This window comes from Prauserella flavalba, from assembly GCF_003202235.1.
In the GTDB taxonomy this organism is placed as follows: domain Bacteria; phylum Actinomycetota; class Actinomycetes; order Mycobacteriales; family Pseudonocardiaceae; genus Prauserella_A; species Prauserella_A flavalba.
The window spans coordinates 575,791-591,903 of sequence record NZ_MASU01000013.1 but is presented as its reverse complement, the minus strand read 5'-3'; the positions used below and the strand labels follow the sequence as shown (position 1 = coordinate 591,903).

Annotated in this window: 20 protein-coding genes; 6 read left to right on the top strand and 14 right to left on the bottom strand. The window is 71.5% G+C overall.

The genetic code is table 11. The annotated features are described in order from the left end of the window. Window positions 1–51: 51 nt before the first annotated feature. A complete protein-coding gene (locus BA062_RS30095; RefSeq protein WP_110342446.1) occupies window positions 52–423 on the bottom strand; it encodes a HesB/IscA family protein in 372 nt (123 codons plus the stop codon). 138 nt (window positions 424–561) lie between these two features. Between BA062_RS30095 and BA062_RS30090 the strand changes: the two genes are divergently transcribed. Both BA062_RS30090 and BA062_RS30085 read left to right on the top strand, forming a co-directional pair. After that, window positions 562–1,218 carry a DUF3043 domain-containing protein gene (locus BA062_RS30090; protein WP_110342445.1) on the top strand — a complete coding sequence of 219 codons (657 nt, stop codon included), beginning with the start codon at window positions 562–564 and terminating at the stop codon, window positions 1,216–1,218. 135 nt (window positions 1,219–1,353) lie between these two features. After that, a complete protein-coding gene (locus tag BA062_RS30085; protein ID WP_110342444.1) occupies window positions 1,354–2,343 on the top strand; it encodes an aldo/keto reductase family protein in 990 nt (329 codons plus the stop codon). A 9-nt stretch (window positions 2,344–2,352) separates the two neighbouring features. Here the strand turns inward: BA062_RS30085 and BA062_RS30080 are convergent, their stop codons facing one another. The 10 genes from BA062_RS30080 to srlA all read right to left on the bottom strand — a co-directional run bounded on the left by BA062_RS30080 (window position 2,353) and on the right by srlA (window position 10,554). Beyond that, window positions 2,353–2,685 (bottom strand): hypothetical protein, encoded by a 333-nt coding sequence (locus tag BA062_RS30080; RefSeq protein ID WP_110342653.1) that lies wholly within the window; start codon window positions 2,683–2,685, stop codon window positions 2,353–2,355. Between the two features lie 11 nt (window positions 2,686–2,696). After that, window positions 2,697–3,452: an IspD/TarI family cytidylyltransferase gene (locus BA062_RS30075; protein ID WP_110342443.1), complete on the bottom strand. Its 756-nt coding sequence runs from the start codon at window positions 3,450–3,452 to the stop codon at window positions 2,697–2,699. A 7-nt stretch (window positions 3,453–3,459) separates the two neighbouring features. Then, window positions 3,460–4,638: a dihydrolipoamide acetyltransferase family protein gene (locus BA062_RS30070; protein WP_110342442.1), complete on the bottom strand. Its 1,179-nt coding sequence runs from the start codon at window positions 4,636–4,638 to the stop codon at window positions 3,460–3,462. Beyond that, window positions 4,632–5,642, bottom strand: coding sequence for an alpha-ketoacid dehydrogenase subunit beta (locus tag BA062_RS30065; protein WP_110342441.1), 1,011 nt, complete (start codon window positions 5,640–5,642; stop codon window positions 4,632–4,634). Before BA062_RS30065 ends, BA062_RS30070 begins: the two co-directional genes overlap by 7 nt. Then, the gene (locus BA062_RS30060) at window positions 5,639–6,610 is read right to left on the bottom strand and encodes a thiamine pyrophosphate-dependent dehydrogenase E1 component subunit alpha (RefSeq protein WP_110342440.1); all 972 of its coding nucleotides are present in this window, start codon (window positions 6,608–6,610) and stop codon (window positions 5,639–5,641) included. The genes BA062_RS30065 and BA062_RS30060 overlap by 4 nt, the downstream gene beginning before the upstream one ends. After that, complete coding sequence (locus tag BA062_RS30055; protein WP_110342439.1) at window positions 6,601–7,908, bottom strand: NAD(P)H-dependent oxidoreductase; 1,308 nt, start codon at window positions 7,906–7,908, stop codon at window positions 6,601–6,603. The genes BA062_RS30060 and BA062_RS30055 overlap by 10 nt, the downstream gene beginning before the upstream one ends. A gap of 179 nt (window positions 7,909–8,087) precedes the next feature. After that, a complete protein-coding gene (locus BA062_RS30050; RefSeq protein ID WP_110342438.1) occupies window positions 8,088–8,483 on the bottom strand; it encodes a transcriptional regulator GutM in 396 nt (131 codons plus the stop codon). Next, window positions 8,480–8,854 (bottom strand): PTS glucitol/sorbitol transporter subunit IIA, encoded by a 375-nt coding sequence (locus BA062_RS30045; RefSeq protein WP_110342437.1) that lies wholly within the window; start codon window positions 8,852–8,854, stop codon window positions 8,480–8,482. Before BA062_RS30045 ends, BA062_RS30050 begins: the two co-directional genes overlap by 4 nt. A 12-nt stretch (window positions 8,855–8,866) precedes the next feature. After that, window positions 8,867–9,904: a PTS glucitol/sorbitol transporter subunit IIB gene (gene srlE / locus BA062_RS30040; RefSeq protein WP_110342436.1), complete on the bottom strand. Its 1,038-nt coding sequence runs from the start codon at window positions 9,902–9,904 to the stop codon at window positions 8,867–8,869. Continuing rightward, entirely contained in the window at window positions 9,901–10,554 is a 654-nt protein-coding gene (gene srlA, locus BA062_RS30035; protein WP_228713888.1) for a PTS glucitol/sorbitol transporter subunit IIC, read from the bottom strand. The genes srlE and srlA overlap by 4 nt, the downstream gene beginning before the upstream one ends. A 129-nt stretch (window positions 10,555–10,683) precedes the next feature. Here srlA and BA062_RS30030 point away from each other — a divergent pair, with 129 nt between their 5' ends. The 3 genes from BA062_RS30030 to cobT are packed head-to-tail and all read left to right on the top strand — an operon-like array spanning window position 10,684 to window position 12,946. Beyond that, window positions 10,684–10,950, top strand: a complete 267-nt coding sequence (locus BA062_RS30030) for an HPr family phosphocarrier protein (protein WP_110342434.1) — start codon at window positions 10,684–10,686, stop codon at window positions 10,948–10,950. 4 nt (window positions 10,951–10,954) lie between these two features. Further along, complete coding sequence (locus BA062_RS30025; RefSeq protein WP_110342433.1) at window positions 10,955–11,908, top strand: sugar-binding transcriptional regulator; 954 nt, start codon at window positions 10,955–10,957, stop codon at window positions 11,906–11,908. Window positions 11,909–11,917: 9 nt separating this feature from the next. Beyond that, complete coding sequence (gene cobT / locus BA062_RS30020) at window positions 11,918–12,946, top strand: nicotinate-nucleotide--dimethylbenzimidazole phosphoribosyltransferase (protein WP_110342432.1); 1,029 nt, start codon at window positions 11,918–11,920, stop codon at window positions 12,944–12,946. An 89-nt stretch (window positions 12,947–13,035) separates the two neighbouring features. On the opposite strand, the gene BA062_RS30015 is transcribed toward cobT, so the two are convergent. Further along, window positions 13,036–14,139 carry a branched-chain amino acid aminotransferase gene (locus BA062_RS30015; protein WP_110342652.1) on the bottom strand — a complete coding sequence of 368 codons (1,104 nt, stop codon included), beginning with the start codon at window positions 14,137–14,139 and terminating at the stop codon, window positions 13,036–13,038. Window positions 14,140–14,192: 53 nt separating this feature from the next. Between BA062_RS30015 and BA062_RS30010 the strand changes: the two genes are divergently transcribed. After that, on the top strand, window positions 14,193–14,504 hold the full coding sequence (locus BA062_RS30010) for a hypothetical protein (RefSeq protein WP_110342431.1): 312 nt from the start codon (window positions 14,193–14,195) through the stop codon (window positions 14,502–14,504). Window positions 14,505–14,507: 3 nt separating this feature from the next. Here BA062_RS30010 and BA062_RS30005 read toward each other — a convergent pair whose 3' ends face one another. After that, window positions 14,508–15,143 (bottom strand): ribonuclease FAU-1 family protein, encoded by a 636-nt coding sequence (locus tag BA062_RS30005; protein ID WP_110342430.1) that lies wholly within the window; start codon window positions 15,141–15,143, stop codon window positions 14,508–14,510. After that, window positions 15,140–16,051 (bottom strand): hypothetical protein, encoded by a 912-nt coding sequence (locus tag BA062_RS30000; protein ID WP_110342429.1) that lies wholly within the window; start codon window positions 16,049–16,051, stop codon window positions 15,140–15,142. The genes BA062_RS30005 and BA062_RS30000 overlap by 4 nt, the downstream gene beginning before the upstream one ends. Between the last annotated feature and the right edge of the window lie 62 nt (window positions 16,052–16,113).

The following is a 16,113-nucleotide window of genomic DNA, read 5'->3' as shown; positions in this document are numbered from 1 at the left end:
CAAGGCACGAAGCACGCGCCGTGGGGTCTTGCGGGGGTCCCCCGCGACGACTCAGTGGAAGCTGTCGCCGCAGGCGCACGAACCGCCCGCGTTGGGGTTGTCGATCGTGAAGCCCTGCTTCTCGATGGTGTCGACGAAGTCGATCTCGGCACCCTGCACGTACGGCGCGCTCATGCGGTCCACGGCGACGCGCAGGCCGTTGAAGTCGCGGAACAGGTCCCCGTCCAGCGTCCGCTCGTCGAAGAACAGCTGGTAGCGCAGACCGGCGCAGCCACCGGGCTGGACGGCGATCCGCAGGTGCATGTCGTCGCGGCCCTCTTGATCGAGCAGCGCCTTCGCCTTGGCGGCCGCGGCGTCGGTCAGAATGACGCCGTGCGTGGTCTCGCCGGCCTCGGCGGCGGTGTTCTGCTCAGCGGTCGTCATGACTCTCCCTCAAGGTCTGTTCGCAGGGCGGTTACCGGTGCCAACAAGCCCGGGTCCCGTTCTGTTCCCTACCGACCATGGTGACACATCTTTCGACCGGCTGAACATGCGTGGTGAGCACTGCAATACCCTGGTGACGTGAGGTTCCTGCGCCGTAACAGTACTGAAGAGGCCGTTGCCGAGGCCGACGCCGTCGAGGTCGACCCCGGCGGCGAATCTCACGCCCCGAAGGGCTACACCCCGGCCAAGGGCCGGGCGACGCCCAAGCGGCGCGAGGCCGAGGGCAAGCGCCGGGGCCCGGTGGCCCCGCCGCCGCGCACCACGCGCGAGGCGATGCGCCGCAACCGGGAGCTGCGCAAGCAGAACCCGGTGACCAAGGAGGAGCGGCGCGCCGCCGCCAAGGAGCGCCGCGAGCGCATGATGGCGGGCGACGAGCGCTACCTGCTGCCGCGCGACCGCGGGCCCGTCAAGGCGTACGTGCGCGACCTGGTGGACTCGCGCCGCAACGTGCTCGGGCTGTTCATGCCGCTGGCGATCCTGGTGTTCGTGTCGCTGCTCGTGCCGGTGCCGGCCGTGCAGCAGTACGCGACGCTGGTCACCACGGTGTTCCTGCTGGGCATGCTGGTGGAGGGCTTCCTCAACGGCCGCAAGATCGCGAAGCTGGTGCGGCAGCGGTTCCCGAACGAGACCGTCAGGGGCGCCTCGCTCGGCTGGTACGCGTTCGTCCGTGCGAGCCAGATCCGCAGGCTCCGCATGCCCAAGCCCCGCCTCAAGCCGGGCGACCCGATCCCGTAACCGCGAGCCAACGTGGGAGCAAGGGAGCTTTACTACCGGAAAACGGGAGTAAAGCTCCCTTGCTCCTTTCCGGGGGTGAGCTGAGCCGCTCCAGGTCGTTAGCATTGCGAACCATTCGTGGTTAGGCTTCGGAACATGGAGTTTCGTCGTCTCGGCCGTAGCGGCCTTTCGGTCAGTGAGATCTCGTACGGGAACTGGCTCACCCACGGTTCCCAGGTCGAGGAAGAGCAGGCCCAGGCCTGTATCAAGGCAGCACTCGACGCCGGCATCACCACCTTCGACACCGCCGACGTCTACGCGAACACGGCCGCCGAGTCGGTGCTCGGCCGCGGCCTCGCCGGCCAGCGCCGCGAGAGCCTGGAGATCCTCACGAAGGTCTTCTGGCCCACCGGACCGGGCGGCCCCAACGACAAGGGCCTCGGCCGCAAGCACATCATGGAGTCGGCCCACGCGTCGTTGAAACGCCTCGGCACCGACTACATCGACGTCTACCAGGCGCACCGCTTCGACCGCACGGTCCCGCTCGAGGAGACCATGCTCGCGTTCGCCGATCTCGTGCGGCAGGGCAAGGTGCTCTACGTCGGCGTCTCCGAGTGGACCGCGGAACAGATCACCAGGGGAGCCGCGCTCGCACGCGAGCTGAAGGTGCCGTTCGTGTCCAACCAGCCGCAGTACAACATGCTGTGGCGCGTGATCGAGGAGCAGGTCGTCCCCGCGTGCGAGCGGGAGGGCATGAGCCAGATCGTGTGGTCGCCCATCGCGCAGGGCGTGCTCACCGGCAAGTACCAGCCCGGTCAGGCCCCGCCCGAGGGCTCCCGCGCGACCGACGAGAAGGGCGGCGCGAACTTCGTCAAGCGCTTCCTCAACGACGACGTGCTGGACCGCGTGCAGCGGCTGCGTCCGCTGGCCGAGCAGGCCGGCCTCTCGCTCGCGCAGCTGGCGGTGGCGTGGGTGCTGCAGAACGGCAACGTGGCGTCCGCGATCATCGGCGCCTCCCGCCCCGAGCAGGTGCACGAGAACGTCAAGGCCGCGGGCGTGAAGCTCGACGCCGACCTGCTGCAGGCGATCGACACCGAGCTGCTCGGCGTGGTCGAGACCGACCCGAGCCTGACGAAGAGCCCGTAATCGGGCGACTCAGTCGCGCTCGGCGCGCCGGGCGTCGGCCGCGGCGCTCCACACCAGACGGATCTCCTCCAGCAGTTCCCACGGCTTGAGCACCGTGGTGCGCGGCAGTGAGCTGGCGAAGCCGACCGGGTGCCTGCGGAACCTCCGCAGCATCCGGCTCGGCTTGCTCACCAGCCGCTGCCGAAGATCCCGGAGGTAGCGGTCGCGCACGTCCCGCTCGATGCGGTTGCCACAGCGAGTGCAGGTGGTGACGACGAGCAGCCTGCCCGCGTACGCGAGCTCGTGGCGGGTGTCCTGGCCACAGTCGTGGCAGGTCAGCGTGGCGTACTCGACCGTCCCCATGCTGCTCACCCTCATGTCTGGTACTCCGCCGCCGCGAGTACCTGCTCGGCGATCACGAGATCGTGCGGGTAGGTGATCTTGAAGTTCTGCTGCTCGCCGCGCACCCAGTGCACGGGCAGTGCGGAGAAGCGTTCCATGCACGACGCCGTGTCGGTGCCCAGGAACTCCTCCCGCGCGGCCTGCTCGTAGGCGGCCAGCAGGGGGCCCGCGCGAAAGCCCTGCGGGGTCTGCGCCCTGATGATCGGGCCCGGAGCCTGCTCGGCGAGCGTCGCGCCATCGTCCCCGACCGCCACGACATCCTCGGCGGGCAGCCCCGGGATCGCGCCGCCGTGCTCCCGCGCCGAGTGCAGCACGCCCGCGATCAGCGCCGGGCTCACGAGCGGGCGGGCCGCGTCGTGCAGCAGCACGGTGTCGACGGTCCCGTCGTCGATCCGGCTCGCGAGGTGCCGCAGCGCCCGCAGCTCGGACTCCTGCCGGGTCTCGCCGCCGTAGACGACCTCCACCTCGGCGCCGTCGACCTCGCGGTCGAGCACCCACTCCACGAGCTCGCCGTCCTGCGGGCGGGCGACCAGCACCAGCGCGCCGATGTCGGGGACGCGGGCGAACGCGCCGAGCGACCACGACACGAGGCGGCGGCCCGCCAGCGGGAGGTAGACCTTGTTCATGGCGGCTCCGACGCGGGTGCCTGCGCCGCTGGCGAGCACGACGCCTGCCGCGTACGGCGCCCGTCTGACCCGCCGCGCGCGCCGCGATTTCCGTTCCGCCACACCGGGATCATACGAGCTCACCGTCCAGGAGCCGCTGCACCGTCGTGAGGAGGCGGGCGCCGTCGGCACCGTCGGCGACGCGGTGGTCGACGCTCAGTCCCAGGGTGCAGCGCAGGCTCACGCCGAGGCCGCCGGGCACGGGTACCACCTTCGGCTCGATCGCGCCCAGCGCGAGCGCCGTCGCCTGCGGCGCGGTGAGCAACGCCTGGAACGCGCCGACGCCAAGGCCGCCGAGGTTGGAGACCGTGGTGGTGGCGGGCGCGGACAGCTCGGCCAGCCCGAGCCTGCCCGCCCTCGCGCGGTCCACCACGTCGCCGATCCGCTCGGCGAGCTCGCGGAGGGGCAGCCGGTCCGGGTCGGTGAGCACGGGTGCGAGCAGCCCGCGCCCGGTGTCGACGGCGAGTGCGACGCCGACGTATTCGTGGGTCCGTGCCTCGCCGTCGGCCCAGCTCGCGTTGAGTTCGGGGTGCTCGCGCAGCGCGCGGGCGAGCACGTGGGTGAACACGGCCGTCCAGCCGTTCGCGCCCCGGTTCGCCTGTGCCCGCTCGAGATCGACGTCGCGATACAACACGAACTGAGGCACCTGCGCGCTCGCCGACATGCGTCGCGCGATCGCCGTTCGCGCCCCCTTCCGCCGCCGCGAGAGGGGAGCAAGGGAGCTTTGCTCTCGTTTCGCGGTAGTAAAGCTCCCTTGCTCCCTACCGAAATACTCGACATCGGATAGGCGGATCGTGTGCCAGGGGCCCGTTGGCGTCACCAGGGCGAGATCGATGCCGAGGTCAGTGGCACGACGGCGCGCGGCCGGCACCGCCGCGACGCCGTTGCGGGAACACGGCTCCACAGCCGACTCCACCGCCACCGCCGCGGGCTCGGACACCGGCTCTGGCACGGGCTCCGGTTCCGGCGGGCCGTCGAAGAGTCCCTCCAGGAGGTCGTCGGCCTCCGAAGCGACGTAGGCGATGGGCTCCCCCACCGGAATCACGTCCTCCGGCTCGGCCACCAGGCGTGTCAGCACGCCGTCGACGGTCGCCTCCACCTCCATGTCCACCTTGTCGGTGGTCACCTCGCACACGACCTCGCCCTGGCGCACCGGGTCCCCCGCTGCCTTGCGCCACCCGACGAACACGCCCTCGGTCATGGTCATGGACATCTTCGGCATGACCAGCGCGACTTCCTTGGCTACCACCGGTTCACCAGCTCACTCGCCTCGCGCACGATGTCCTCCACCTGCGGCACCGCGGCCCGCTCCAGCTGCGGCGCGTACGGGATCGGCACGTCGAGCCCGCACAGCCGCGCCACCGGCGCCCGGAGGTGGCCGAACGCGCTCGACTCCACGATCCGCGCCGCGATCTCGGCCATGAACCCGCCGGTCTTCGGCGCCTCCTGCACGAGCAGTGCCCGGCCCGTCGCCGTCACACTGTCCACAATGGTCTGATCGTCGAGCGGCCGGAGCGTGCGCGGATCGAGCACGCTCGCCTGAATTCCCTGCGAAGCCAGTGTTTCCGCTGCTTCCAGTGCCCGCGACACCATCACGCCGGTGGCCACGATCGTGACGTCCCCGCCGGTGCGGCGCACCGCCGTCTCCCCGAGCCGCACCCGCTCGGCACCGTCCGGCACCGGCCCGCTCTGCTTGTAGAGCAGCTTGTGCTCCAGCACGATCACCGGGTTCGGGTCGTCGATCGCCGCGAGCAGCAGGCCCTTCGCGTCGGCGGGCGTCGCCGGCATCACGACCTTGAGCCCGGGCACGTGGGCGAACCACGCCTCCAGGCTCTGCGAGTGCTGGGCCGCCGCGCCCGTACCCGATCCGCCGGGCGTCCGCAGCACCATCGGCACGGTCGCCGCACCGCCCAGCATGAAGTGGATCTTCGCCGCCTGGTTGACGATCTGGTCCATCGCCTGTGCGGTGAAGTCGGAGAACTGGATCTCCACGATCGGGCGCATCCCGGCCAGCGCGGCCCCCACCGCCGCGCCGACGATGCCCAGCTCGCTGATCGGCGTGTCCCGCACCCGTTCCTCACCGAAGCGGTGCACGAGGTCGCCGGTGACGCCGAACGCGCCACCGTACGTCCCGACGTCCTCCCCCAGCAGGAACACCCGCTCGTCGGCCTCCATCGCCTGCCCCAGCGCCTCGCGCACCGCCTCGGCATAGGTCAGGGTCCGGGTGTTCGTCGCATCCAGCACCGCGGTCATCGGTCACTCCCGGCGTAGACGGCATCGGTCAGCGAGTCGGCACGGGCGTCGGGTGCGGCGCTCGCGGTCCGGATGGCCTCGCGCACGCGGTCCCGCGCCTCGTCGCGGCAGGCCGCGATGTCCACTTCGGACAGCGTGCCCGCCACCGCCCGCTCGAAGCGCGCGATGGGGTCCTGCTCGCGCCAGCTCTCGATCTCCTCCCGGGTTCGGTAGAGGTTCTTGTCGCTCTTCGAGTGGCCCTTCCAGCGGTAGGTGACGGCCTCGACCAGCGTCGGCCCCTGCCCCGCCCGCGCCCGGTGCACGGCGTCGGAGACCGCGTCGTGCACGGCCTGCGGGTCGTTGCCGTCCACGGTCACACCGGGGATGCCGTAGGCGGCCGCGCGCTCCGCGAGCCGCTGGACCTTGAACGCCCTGCCCACCGACATCGACATGCCGTAGTGGTTGTTCTCGCACACGAACACCACCGGAAGGTCCCAGATCGCGGCGAGGTTGACGCCCTCGTGCCACGCGCCCTCGTTCACCGCGCCGTCACCGAAGAAGCTCACCACCACCTGCTCGCCCCCGCGGAGCTTGACTGCGAGCCCGGCCCCCGCGGCGATGGGCACACCACCCGCGACGATTCCGTTGGCGCCGAGGTTGCCGGTCGCGACGTCGGCGATGTGCATCGAACCGCCCCGGCCCCGGCAGTAGCCGGTCTCCTTGGCGAGCAGCTCCGCCATCATGGCGTCGAGCTCGGCTCCGCGTGCGATGCAGTGCCCGTGCCCGCGGTGGGTCGAGGTGATGTAGTCGCCCTCACGCAGCGCGAGGCACGCCCCGGCGGGCACGGCCTCCTGCCCGATCGACAGGTGCATGGTGCCGTGCATCAGGCCGCGCGCGAAGAGATCGTCCACAGCCTCCTCGAACCGGCGGATCGTCCACATCGTCCGCAGCGTTTCCCGTGCCGCGGCGGCATCCTTGGTCAGATCCACGCGCCGAGCACCTCCTCCCCCTCCAGCAGCCGGTCCTGCAGCCTGCGCAGCGTGGCGATCGTGGTGGTCTCGTCGACGGCGACGTCGGCGGTGGTCAGCGCGGTCCGCGCGGGGACGTCCCGCAGCACCCGCGCCCCCTGCACCAGACCGAGCGGGACGTGGTCGCCCGCCTTCGCGTTCTCCGCGCTGTCGGTGACGCCGTACACGGTTTCCCCGCCGATGCCGTCGAGCGTCTCCCCCTCGCGCAGGTCGCGCTTGGCGACCGCGAGCACCTCGGCGTTCCACGCGGCGGGCGAGAGGCTCGGCGTACGGTCGAGCACAGCCTGCGCCACCGACAGCGGCGCCTCGACGCTCGCGAGGTGGTAGGGCCGGTAGAACGCGTAGTACGGGCCCTTGCCCATGCTCAGGTAGGCCATCTCCTCGACGACCACGGGGTGCTCACTGCGGCCGATCACGAACACGCCGGGCGCGACCGGGCCCGTGCAGTAGTCCACGACGCCCGGCCCCGGCAGCACCCCGCCGTCGGCGGCCGGCCGGAACGTCTCGGCGAGCGCCTCGACGGTGCAGTGCGGGCCGCTCATGCCGCGCGCGGGCACGCGCAGGTCGGCGCCGTTGGCGAGTGCCGCCATCTCGATCATGGTCTTGGAACCGTCGACGAAGCTCGCGAGCATGTGCGGGTTCATGCCCTTCGCGGCGGCCTTGTCGGCCACCGAGTCGGGCGTCGCCGTGGGGTCGAGCGGATTGTTCTTGCCCTTGCCCGCGCACACGACCTCGAAGCCGATGTCACGCACGTAGTCGACGAGCGCCTTGCACTCCACTGGTTCGTCGCCGCGGCACACGGTGTAGACGCGGCCGAGCCCGGCCGCCAGTCGCGCGAGGAGCAGGCCGACGGTCACGTCGCATTCGACGTTGAGCATCGCGACGTCCTTGCCCGCGAGCAGGCCCGCGAACGCGACGCGCGCGCCGACCTCGGGCACGCCGCTGGCGTCGACGAGCACGTCGAGCGGAAGGCCGGGCAGCATCGCGGCGTCGTCGGTGACCACCGGCGTTCCCGCCTCGATCGCGGCGGTCAGCTCGGCGCGGGAGCCCTGTGCGACCACGTGGTCGTGACCGGCGTGCGCGAACGCCTGCCGCCCGCGTTCCGGCGCGATGTCGGCGATGGCCGCGACCTCCATGCCCGCGATCCGGCTCGCCTGCACCACGAAGCCGAGGCCCATCTGCCCGGCGCCGACGAGCCCGACACGCACCGGGCGGCCCAGCTCCCGCTCGCGGACTCGCAGCCGATCGACATAACTCATCCCGAGGCTCCTCCACCCTTTTGCACGTATGTGCACATCGTGTGCACCGTGGTGCTTCTTTGGTAGCACGCAGGTGGAAAAGCACACAAGCCCACGTTCTCCGCACATAAGTGCAAATGCAGTGAAGGCCACCTTGCCTGCGTTGAACGCAGGCAAGGTGGCCTTCACTGCATTTGGGTCTAGACGGCTTGGGACCTCAGGGTTCCGGCGTTGAGCCGGGCGGCCATCTTGAGCGCCTCGGCGACGGCCTTCGCGAGCGCCTTGGAGCCCGCGCGTTCCTCGGCACCCTCCACGGGACCCGCCAGGTCCGGGCGCTCGGTGAACGTCGCGAACACCGACACGCCCTCCATCACCTGCGCCCTGGTGACCTCGCCGCGGCGGCGGTCGATCACCAGCAGCACGATCGCGCCGCGCAGGCGCCCCTTCGCGCGCCCGCTGACCAGCAGCATGCCGCTGCGGTTCTCGTCGGTCGCCAGCTCGTTGACGGCGCGCTGGTAGCCGAGGTGCTGGCGGTAGCTCAGCAGTCCCGCGGCGACGAAGCCGCAGACCAGCACGAGCACCGCCTGCCAGGTCACGTCGTCCCCCCGCTCAGCGCGAGCCGGGCACCTGCCTTCGGCAGCGTCACGGTTCCCTTGCCGTGCACGGCACCGGGCAGCAGCGACGTGCCCTCGTCGGGGTTGAGGTAGACGACGATGTGGCCGAGGGTGCGCAGGTTCTCGTGCGCCCGCTCCCCCACGGCGACCAGCTCGACGCGCTCGTCGCCGAGGAGGAACACGTCGCCGGGCCGGATCTCCCGCTCGGGCCCCTTCGCGGGACCGTGCACGACGCTCACGCTCTCCAGCGCGTCCGGGATCGGGTCGGCGTAGAGGATCATGACTCCGCCCTCCACCATGTCGCCCGCCTCGTCGCCTGCCCGCAGGACGGTGCTCTCGTAATACACGCTCATTCCTCCACTCTCCTACAGGCCGAAACTCGCGGCCCACGCGATCAGCACCGCCACCGGCGAGGTGATCATGCGGCTGATCAGCACCGCGGGCGTTCCGACCGCCACGGTCTCCGGCTTCGCCTCACCCAGTGCGAGCCCCACCGGCACGAAGTCGCAGCCCACCTGGCCGTTGATCGCGAACAGCGTCGGCAGCGCGTACTGCACCGGCAGCGCGCCGATCGCGATCTGGCTGCCCATCAACGTGCCGATCACCTGCGCGATCGCCGCGCCGGGCCCGAGGATGGGCGACAGGAACGGCAGGGCCACGACGAGGCTGATCGCCACGAGCCCGATGGGGTTGCTCGCGATCGGCGAGAGCACCTCGCCCATCCACTGCGCGACACCGGTGTAGATGACGATGCCGAGCAGCAGGCTCACGTAGGCCATGAACGGCAGGATCGTCTTGAGCGTCAGCTCGATCGTCTGCCTGCCCGCGGCGAGCATCGTGTTGACGAACGAGCCGACGCCGGAGCCGAACTTGACGAAGACGCCGGTGACCGAGTTGAACGCCTGCCCGAACTTCCCGTCACCGGTGACGGTCGCGGCGACCTCGCGCGACGAAGGGCGTTCCGAGCGCGGCGGAACGGCGGGCTCTTCGGCCGGTTCCTCGGCACCTTCCACTGTGGACGGCTGGACCTGCTCGACACCGACCGCGGAGACGAACAGCTCCTCGGTGATGAACTTCGCGAGCGGCCCGCCGGGCGCACCGGGGTAGACGTCGACGGTGGGGATGCCCTTGCGCGGGTACACGCCGATGCGCGCCGTGCCGCCGCAGTTGATGACCGCGGCCACCACCTCGTCGTCGGGCACGGTGGTGGTGAAGCCGTCCACGGCCTCGGCCCCCGTCAGCGCGGCGATCCTCGCGGCCACCTCGTGGATGCCGCCCCCGGTCACCGAGAGCACCTTGTTGCGCTTGCCGTCGGCCCGCAGCAGCAGGCCCGGCCCCCAGCCGCCCGCGCCCGCGCGCACGAACACGGCGCGGGAGGTGTGCGTGGTGTCCGTCTCGCTCATGCCTTCACCCCTCCGGCCCGTGCGGCCTCGAACTCGCGGTCGAAGTCGGCGAAGACCTCGGTGCGGCCGGTCCGCTTGATCATGAACGCGGTGAGCTTCTCGGTGACGATGCCGCGGATGAAGATCACCACGATGCCGACGAGGAAGTACCGCAGTGCCAACGGAACCGTCGACTCGCCGAGCTGCGTGATGCCGTTGGCGATGCCGAGCCACACGAACAGCTCACCGGCGTTGGCGTACGGGAAGAACGTGGTCACCGGGTGCACGAAGGACACCGCGGAGTCGTAGAACGCCGGCTTGTGCCGCTCGGGCAGGAACCGGCCGAACGAATAGCACATCGGGTTGGTGAGCATGAGCACCGCGATGATCGGCATGATCGTGTACCGCGTGATCCACCACCGCGCCGACCACTGCACCGCCCTCGTCACACGCTGCTCGCCGATGAAGGTCGTGAGCGCGTACATGAACGTGAGCAGGACGATCAGGGTCGGCAGGATGCCGGTCACCAACCCCACGAACTGCTCGCCCGACTCGTTGAACAGCCCGATGAAATGTGTGCCCAGCCATTCGAAGACGCCGAGCACACCGCCGCTCGTCTCCGGCTCTGGCTGTGCCGGCTGCTGCTGCGCCATTACAGCAAGCACTTGCATTCCTGGCCTCCTTCTCGGCCCCCCACAATCCGGCATTTGCACTTATGTGCGTACGTTCTTCACGTTTGCCAGTGATGTGTGTAACATGCCGCTCAAGCGTCGACAAGACCCGATTGCGAAGGAGCACGCATGCCGGAGATCCGCGTGAAGATCGCGTCCAGCGTCGGCCTGCACGCCAGGCCCGCCAGCGTATTCGTCAAAGCCGCCGCCAAGCACTCCGGCCAGGTCCTGATCGGCAGGCCCGGCACGGAACCCGTCGACGCGCGCAGCATGCTCTCCGTACTGAGCCTCGCGATCGGGCACGGCGAGGAGGTGGTGCTGCGCACCGACGGCGCCGACGCCGACGCCGCGCTCACCGAGCTCTCGCGGTTGCTGGTGACAGATCTGGACGCGTGAGCCCATGCCACCACCGCGCGATCAGCAACTGCTCGTCAAGGCGGCCCGCCTCTACTACGAGGAAGGCCGCTCCCAGAACGAGATCGCGACCACGCTGCAGGTGAGCCGCTCGAGTGTCTCGCGCATGCTCACCGCGGCGCGCGAGCGCGGCATCGTCCGGATCCAGATCAACGACCCGACGGGCCGGGACATGGATCTCGAGGCGGAGCTCACCGCGCGGTTCGGCCTGCGCGACTGCCGGGTCGCCGAGATCCACAGCGCCGACCGTCCACTGTCGAGGGTCGGCGACCTCGGCGCCCGGTGGCTGCTGGAGAACCTGCAAGCGGGGCAACAGATCGGCGTCTCGTGGGGGCACGGGCTGCAGGCCGTCGTGCAGCACATCCCCGACGAGGGCGGGCTCGACGTCGAGGTGCTTCCGCTCGTGGGTGGACTGTCCGCAGTGGACTCGGCGATCAGCGGCGAGGAGCTCGTGCGCGACCTCGCGGGCCGCGTCGGCGGCCGGTACCAGCGACTGCACGCGCCCGCGCTGCTCACGTCCAAGGCGGGCAGGGACGTGCTGCTCGCCGAGCCGAGCGTGCAGGCCACCCTCGACGCCGCCCGCCGCGTGCAGGTGGCGATCGTCGGCATCGGCAGCGTCGGGCAGGGTTCCTCGGCCGCGCTCGTCAAGGCCATGAACCTCAGCGCCGAGGAGCAAGCCCGGTTCGACGCGGCCAGGCCCGTCGGCGACGTCTGCGCCCGGTTCTTCGACGCCGAGGGCACGCCGCTGGCAGGCCCCTCCGACGACCACGTGCTGGCCGTGTCGCTGTCCGACCTCGCCGCGATCCCGACCGTCGCGGGCGTGGCGGCAGGCCCGGAGAAGGCGGGCGGGGTGCTCGGCGCGCTGCGCACGGGCGTGCTCGACGTGCTCGTGTGCGACAGCTCCCTGGCCAGGGCCCTGCTCACGCGCGACGCGCGGTAACTTGGCCCCGTGCCCATCGAGTTCGCCACCGTTCCCCATCCCGACGAGATCGCCCGCGCCGACGCCCTGCGGCGCCACGGCCTGCTGCTCAAGCCCGTGGGGTCACTCGGCAAGCTGGAGGACCTCGGCGCGTGGATCGCCGCATGCCAGGGTCAGTCGCCGCCGCGCCCGCTCAAGCGCACGCGGGTCGTCGTGTTCGCGGGTGACCACGGGATCGCCGCCAAGGGCGTGTCCGCCTACAAGCCGGAGGTGACGCGGCAGCTGCTCGCCGCGGCCCGGTCCGGGGGCGGTGCGCTGAACGTCCTCGCCGATGTCGCGGGCGCAGGCCTGCGCGTGGAGGACATCGCCGTGGACTCGGCGGAGGACGGCGAGTTCAAGGTCCGCAGGGGCTCCGGCTCGATCGACGTCGAGGACGCGCTCACCGCCGACGAGGCCGAGGCGGCCGTGCGGGCGGGGATGCGGCTAGCCGACGCGGAGGTGGACTCGGGCGCCGACCTGCTCGTGCCCGCCGACCTCGGTGTCGGCGTCACCACCCCGGCGTCCACGCTCGTCGCGGCGCTCACCGGGACCGAACCGGTGGCCGTGATCGGCAGGGGCTCGGGCATCGACGACAACGGGTGGATGCGCAAGGCCGTCGCGGTGCGCGACGCCCTGCGCCGGGCCCGGCCCGCGCTGTCCGACCCGGTGGAGCTGCTTCGTACGGCCGGTGGTGCGGACCTCGCCGCGATGGCGGGCTTCCTCGCCCAGGCCGCCGTGCGCCGCACGCCGGTGCTGCTCGACGGGCTCGCGTCGGCCGCCGCCGCCTTGGTCGCCGAGGAGCTCGCACCCGGTTCGCGCTCGTGGTGGCTGGCCACGCACCGGTCCACCGAACCCGCTCAGGTGCTCGCGCTCGACCACCTCGACCTGGAGCCCGTGGTCGACCTCGGCGTCCGGCTCGGCGGCGGCGCGGGCGCCACGGCGGTGCTGCCGCTGCTCACGGCGTCGGCACGGCTGCTGACGGAGATGACGACGTTCGACCAGGTGCCGCTGCCCGAGTAGGTCCGGGAACGCACGACTCGCTGTCGGGAAAGCACGACTCGGGCTCCGGAGCGCAAGACTCGCGCCCCGGAGCGCACGACTCGCGGGAGTCAGGCGAGCTTGTGCATCCAGCCGTGCGGGTCGGGGCGGGTGCCCTCCTGGATGCCGGTGAGCTCCTCGCGCAGGCGCATGGTCAGCTCGCCGGGCTTGCCGCCGGAGATGGTGAACTCGCCGCCGCCGTGTTTGACCCTGCCCACCGGCGTGATCACGGCGGCCGTGCCACACGCGAACACCTCGGTCAGCTCGCCGGAGGCGGCCGCCTTCTCCCACTCGTCGGTGGAGATCTTGCGCTCCTCGACGCGGTGGCCGAAGTCGGAGGCCAGCCTCAGGAGGGTGTCGCGGGTGACGCCGGGAAGCAGCGAACCGCTCAGCTCGGGCGTCACCACCCGGGCGTCCTCACCGGAGCCGAAGACGAAGAACAGGTTCATCCCGCCCATCTCCTCGACCCAGCGCCGCTCGACCGCGTCGAGCCACACCACCTGGTCGCAGCCCTGCTCGACGGCCTGCGCCTGCGCCACGAAGGACGCCGCGTAGTTGCCGGCGCACTTGGCGAACCCGGTGCCGCCGGGGGCCGCGCGCACGTACTCGGTCGACAGCCACACGCTGACCGGCTTCACGCCGCCGGCGAAGTAGGAGCCGGCGGGCGAGGCGATGAGCGAGTAGAGGTACGAACCGGACGGCCGGTTGACGCCGAGGCCCGCCTCGGTGGCGATCATGAACGGCCGCAGGTAGAGCGTGTCACCCTGCCGCGTCGGCACCCACCGCTCGTCGACGGCGATCAGCTCGTGGATAGACCCGAGGAACAGCTCGTCGGGCAGCTCCGGCATCGCGAGCCGCGCCGCGGAGCGGCGGAATCGGGCGGCGTTCTGCTCGGGGCGGAACGCACTGATGGTGCCGTCCGGCTGCCGGTACGCCTTGAGGCCCTCGAAGATCGCCTGCCCGTAGTGCAGGACGGCCGTGGCCGGGTCGAGCGAGAGGCCCTCGTACGGACGCACCCGCGGGTCGTGCCAGCCACGCTCGGTGTCCCACTCGACCGTCACCATGTGGTCGGTGAAGTGGGTGCCGAATCCCGGAGCCGCCAGTACCTCGGCTACGCGCTCCGCCGAGGCGGGAGACGTGCTGAGGGTACGGCTGAACGGGATCGTCGTAGTCATGTCGATGAGCATATCTCGTTAGTAGGAAGTCAGAGGATTCGCCGACCTCTACGATGGCGGACGTGAGCATCCAGCCCCAGCAGCCCCAGGGCGGCAGCAGTGTGTCCGCGGGCGCCGCCTCCGACGCCAAGACCTTCGCCGCCGCCGCGTTGCTCACCTTCGCGGCCGGCCTGATCGTGCTGATCGGCTACATCATGGCCGGCGGTTTCGGTGGTTTCCTCGGCATCATCGGCGGCGTGTTCGGCGTGGTGTGGTGGAAGAGCCTGCACGGCAAGGTCTTCCCCCGCGACCTGCCGGCGAAGTCGCTGGTCGCCCTGCTCGTCACGGCCGCGGCGCTGTTCGGGCTCACCTACGTGATGGCCTGACGCTCACAAGTCCCGCAGCAGCTCGGCGGGCAGTTCGGGCTCCGGCCACGCCGGGTCCGGCCGGAAATCGGTGAACGTGCCGTCGAAGGGGAACGCCCCTGCCTCGGCGAGCGCCGCCACGCGCAGGCCCTCCTCCCGCAACAGTGCCAGCTCGCGCTCGGTGAGGCGCCCGGCCCGCAGGGCCGCCTCCGCCTCGTCCTCGTCCTTCCACTCCCAGCCGCGGTCGGGGGCCACGTCGACGTCGAGCACGCCGTCGATGCGCCTCGGCCCGTGCGCGTCCCGCCCGCGCGGAATCTCCAGGTTGACGTACCAGCCGGTGAACTCGCCTGCCTCGTCGAAGAACCACCACACCGACGACCACGCGTCCTCGCACACCAGCCGCAGCGTGGACGTGCCGTGCCACCGGTCGTGGACGCGCCTGCGCGGGGCGACGAACCGCTCGGCCAGTGGCGCGTCGCGCTGGTGCCTGCCGTCGGTGAGCCTGCTGCCGACGATCCGGGTGCCGGAGGGCAGCCAGCCGAGCAGCCGGGTGCCGTCGTCGGCGAGCACGCGCAACGGGTGCTGCTGGCCGACGCTCGCGTCGGGGCGCAGGAAAGTCAGCACCGCCGTCTGTCCCGGCTCCCACCGCAGGGGACTCATGCACCGAACACCAGCCCGCCGAACAGAGCGACGGCGAGTACGGCCGTCGCGACGGCCGGTGCGGTGCGCTCGCGCGTGAGCAACGCCGCCGCGAACGCCTGCGCCAGTGCGAACGCGGCCGCCACGAAGAGGGCGCCCACCGGCGTCAGCACCACCGCGAGCACCACGGAGGCCAGCGCGCAGGCCGCGGTCCCGACGATCCGCCCGTGGGGCCGCAGGTCCTGCCTCGCCTCGGTGAGCGCCGCGAGTGCCGCGGGCACGGTCGCGAGCACCACGACGCCGCCGAGCAGCGGTTGCAGAGCCTCGGCGTCGGCGGCGGCGAGCGCGTCGCGCAGCGAGGTCACCGACAGCCCGAGACGCACGGGCCCCAGCTGGTAGAGCGCCGCCGCCGCGACCGCGGCGACCAGCACGGCGCCCGTGGCGAGGCGGAGCCGGTCGAGCCCGGTGAGCAGCGGGAACAGCACGGCACCGGCGAGCAGCAGCCCAGGCACGCCGGGCCACGACGGCTCTCCGGTGGGTCCCGCCGGGGCGATCGCGACGCTCACCGCCACGAACGCGGCGCCCGCGGCCACGAGCAGTCCCGCGATCCAGCGCCGCCAGTAGTCGCCGATGCCGACGCCCACGGCGTCGGCGACCGCCACGAGCAGCACGAACACGCCGGCGCCGAGCCACGCCGAGCCGGGCACCGCGTAGGCGGCGAACACCGAGGCGTAGAAGGCGACGCTCGCGATCCTGGCGCCCGAGCGCAGGCCCCGGTACAGGGTGGCGCCGCGGCCCTCCGGCTCCGGCACCGTCCACTGAGCACAGAAGGCCAGTGCCGCCGCGAGCACGACGCCGCCGAGCAGCCACCACCCCGCAGCGGAGGCGGCCACCGCGAGCGCGCCGAGGATGCCAGCACCGACCTGCACGCTCGTACCTACCTCTCACCGGTCACGACGCCGTCAATAGCATGGCGGACAAGATTCGAGAC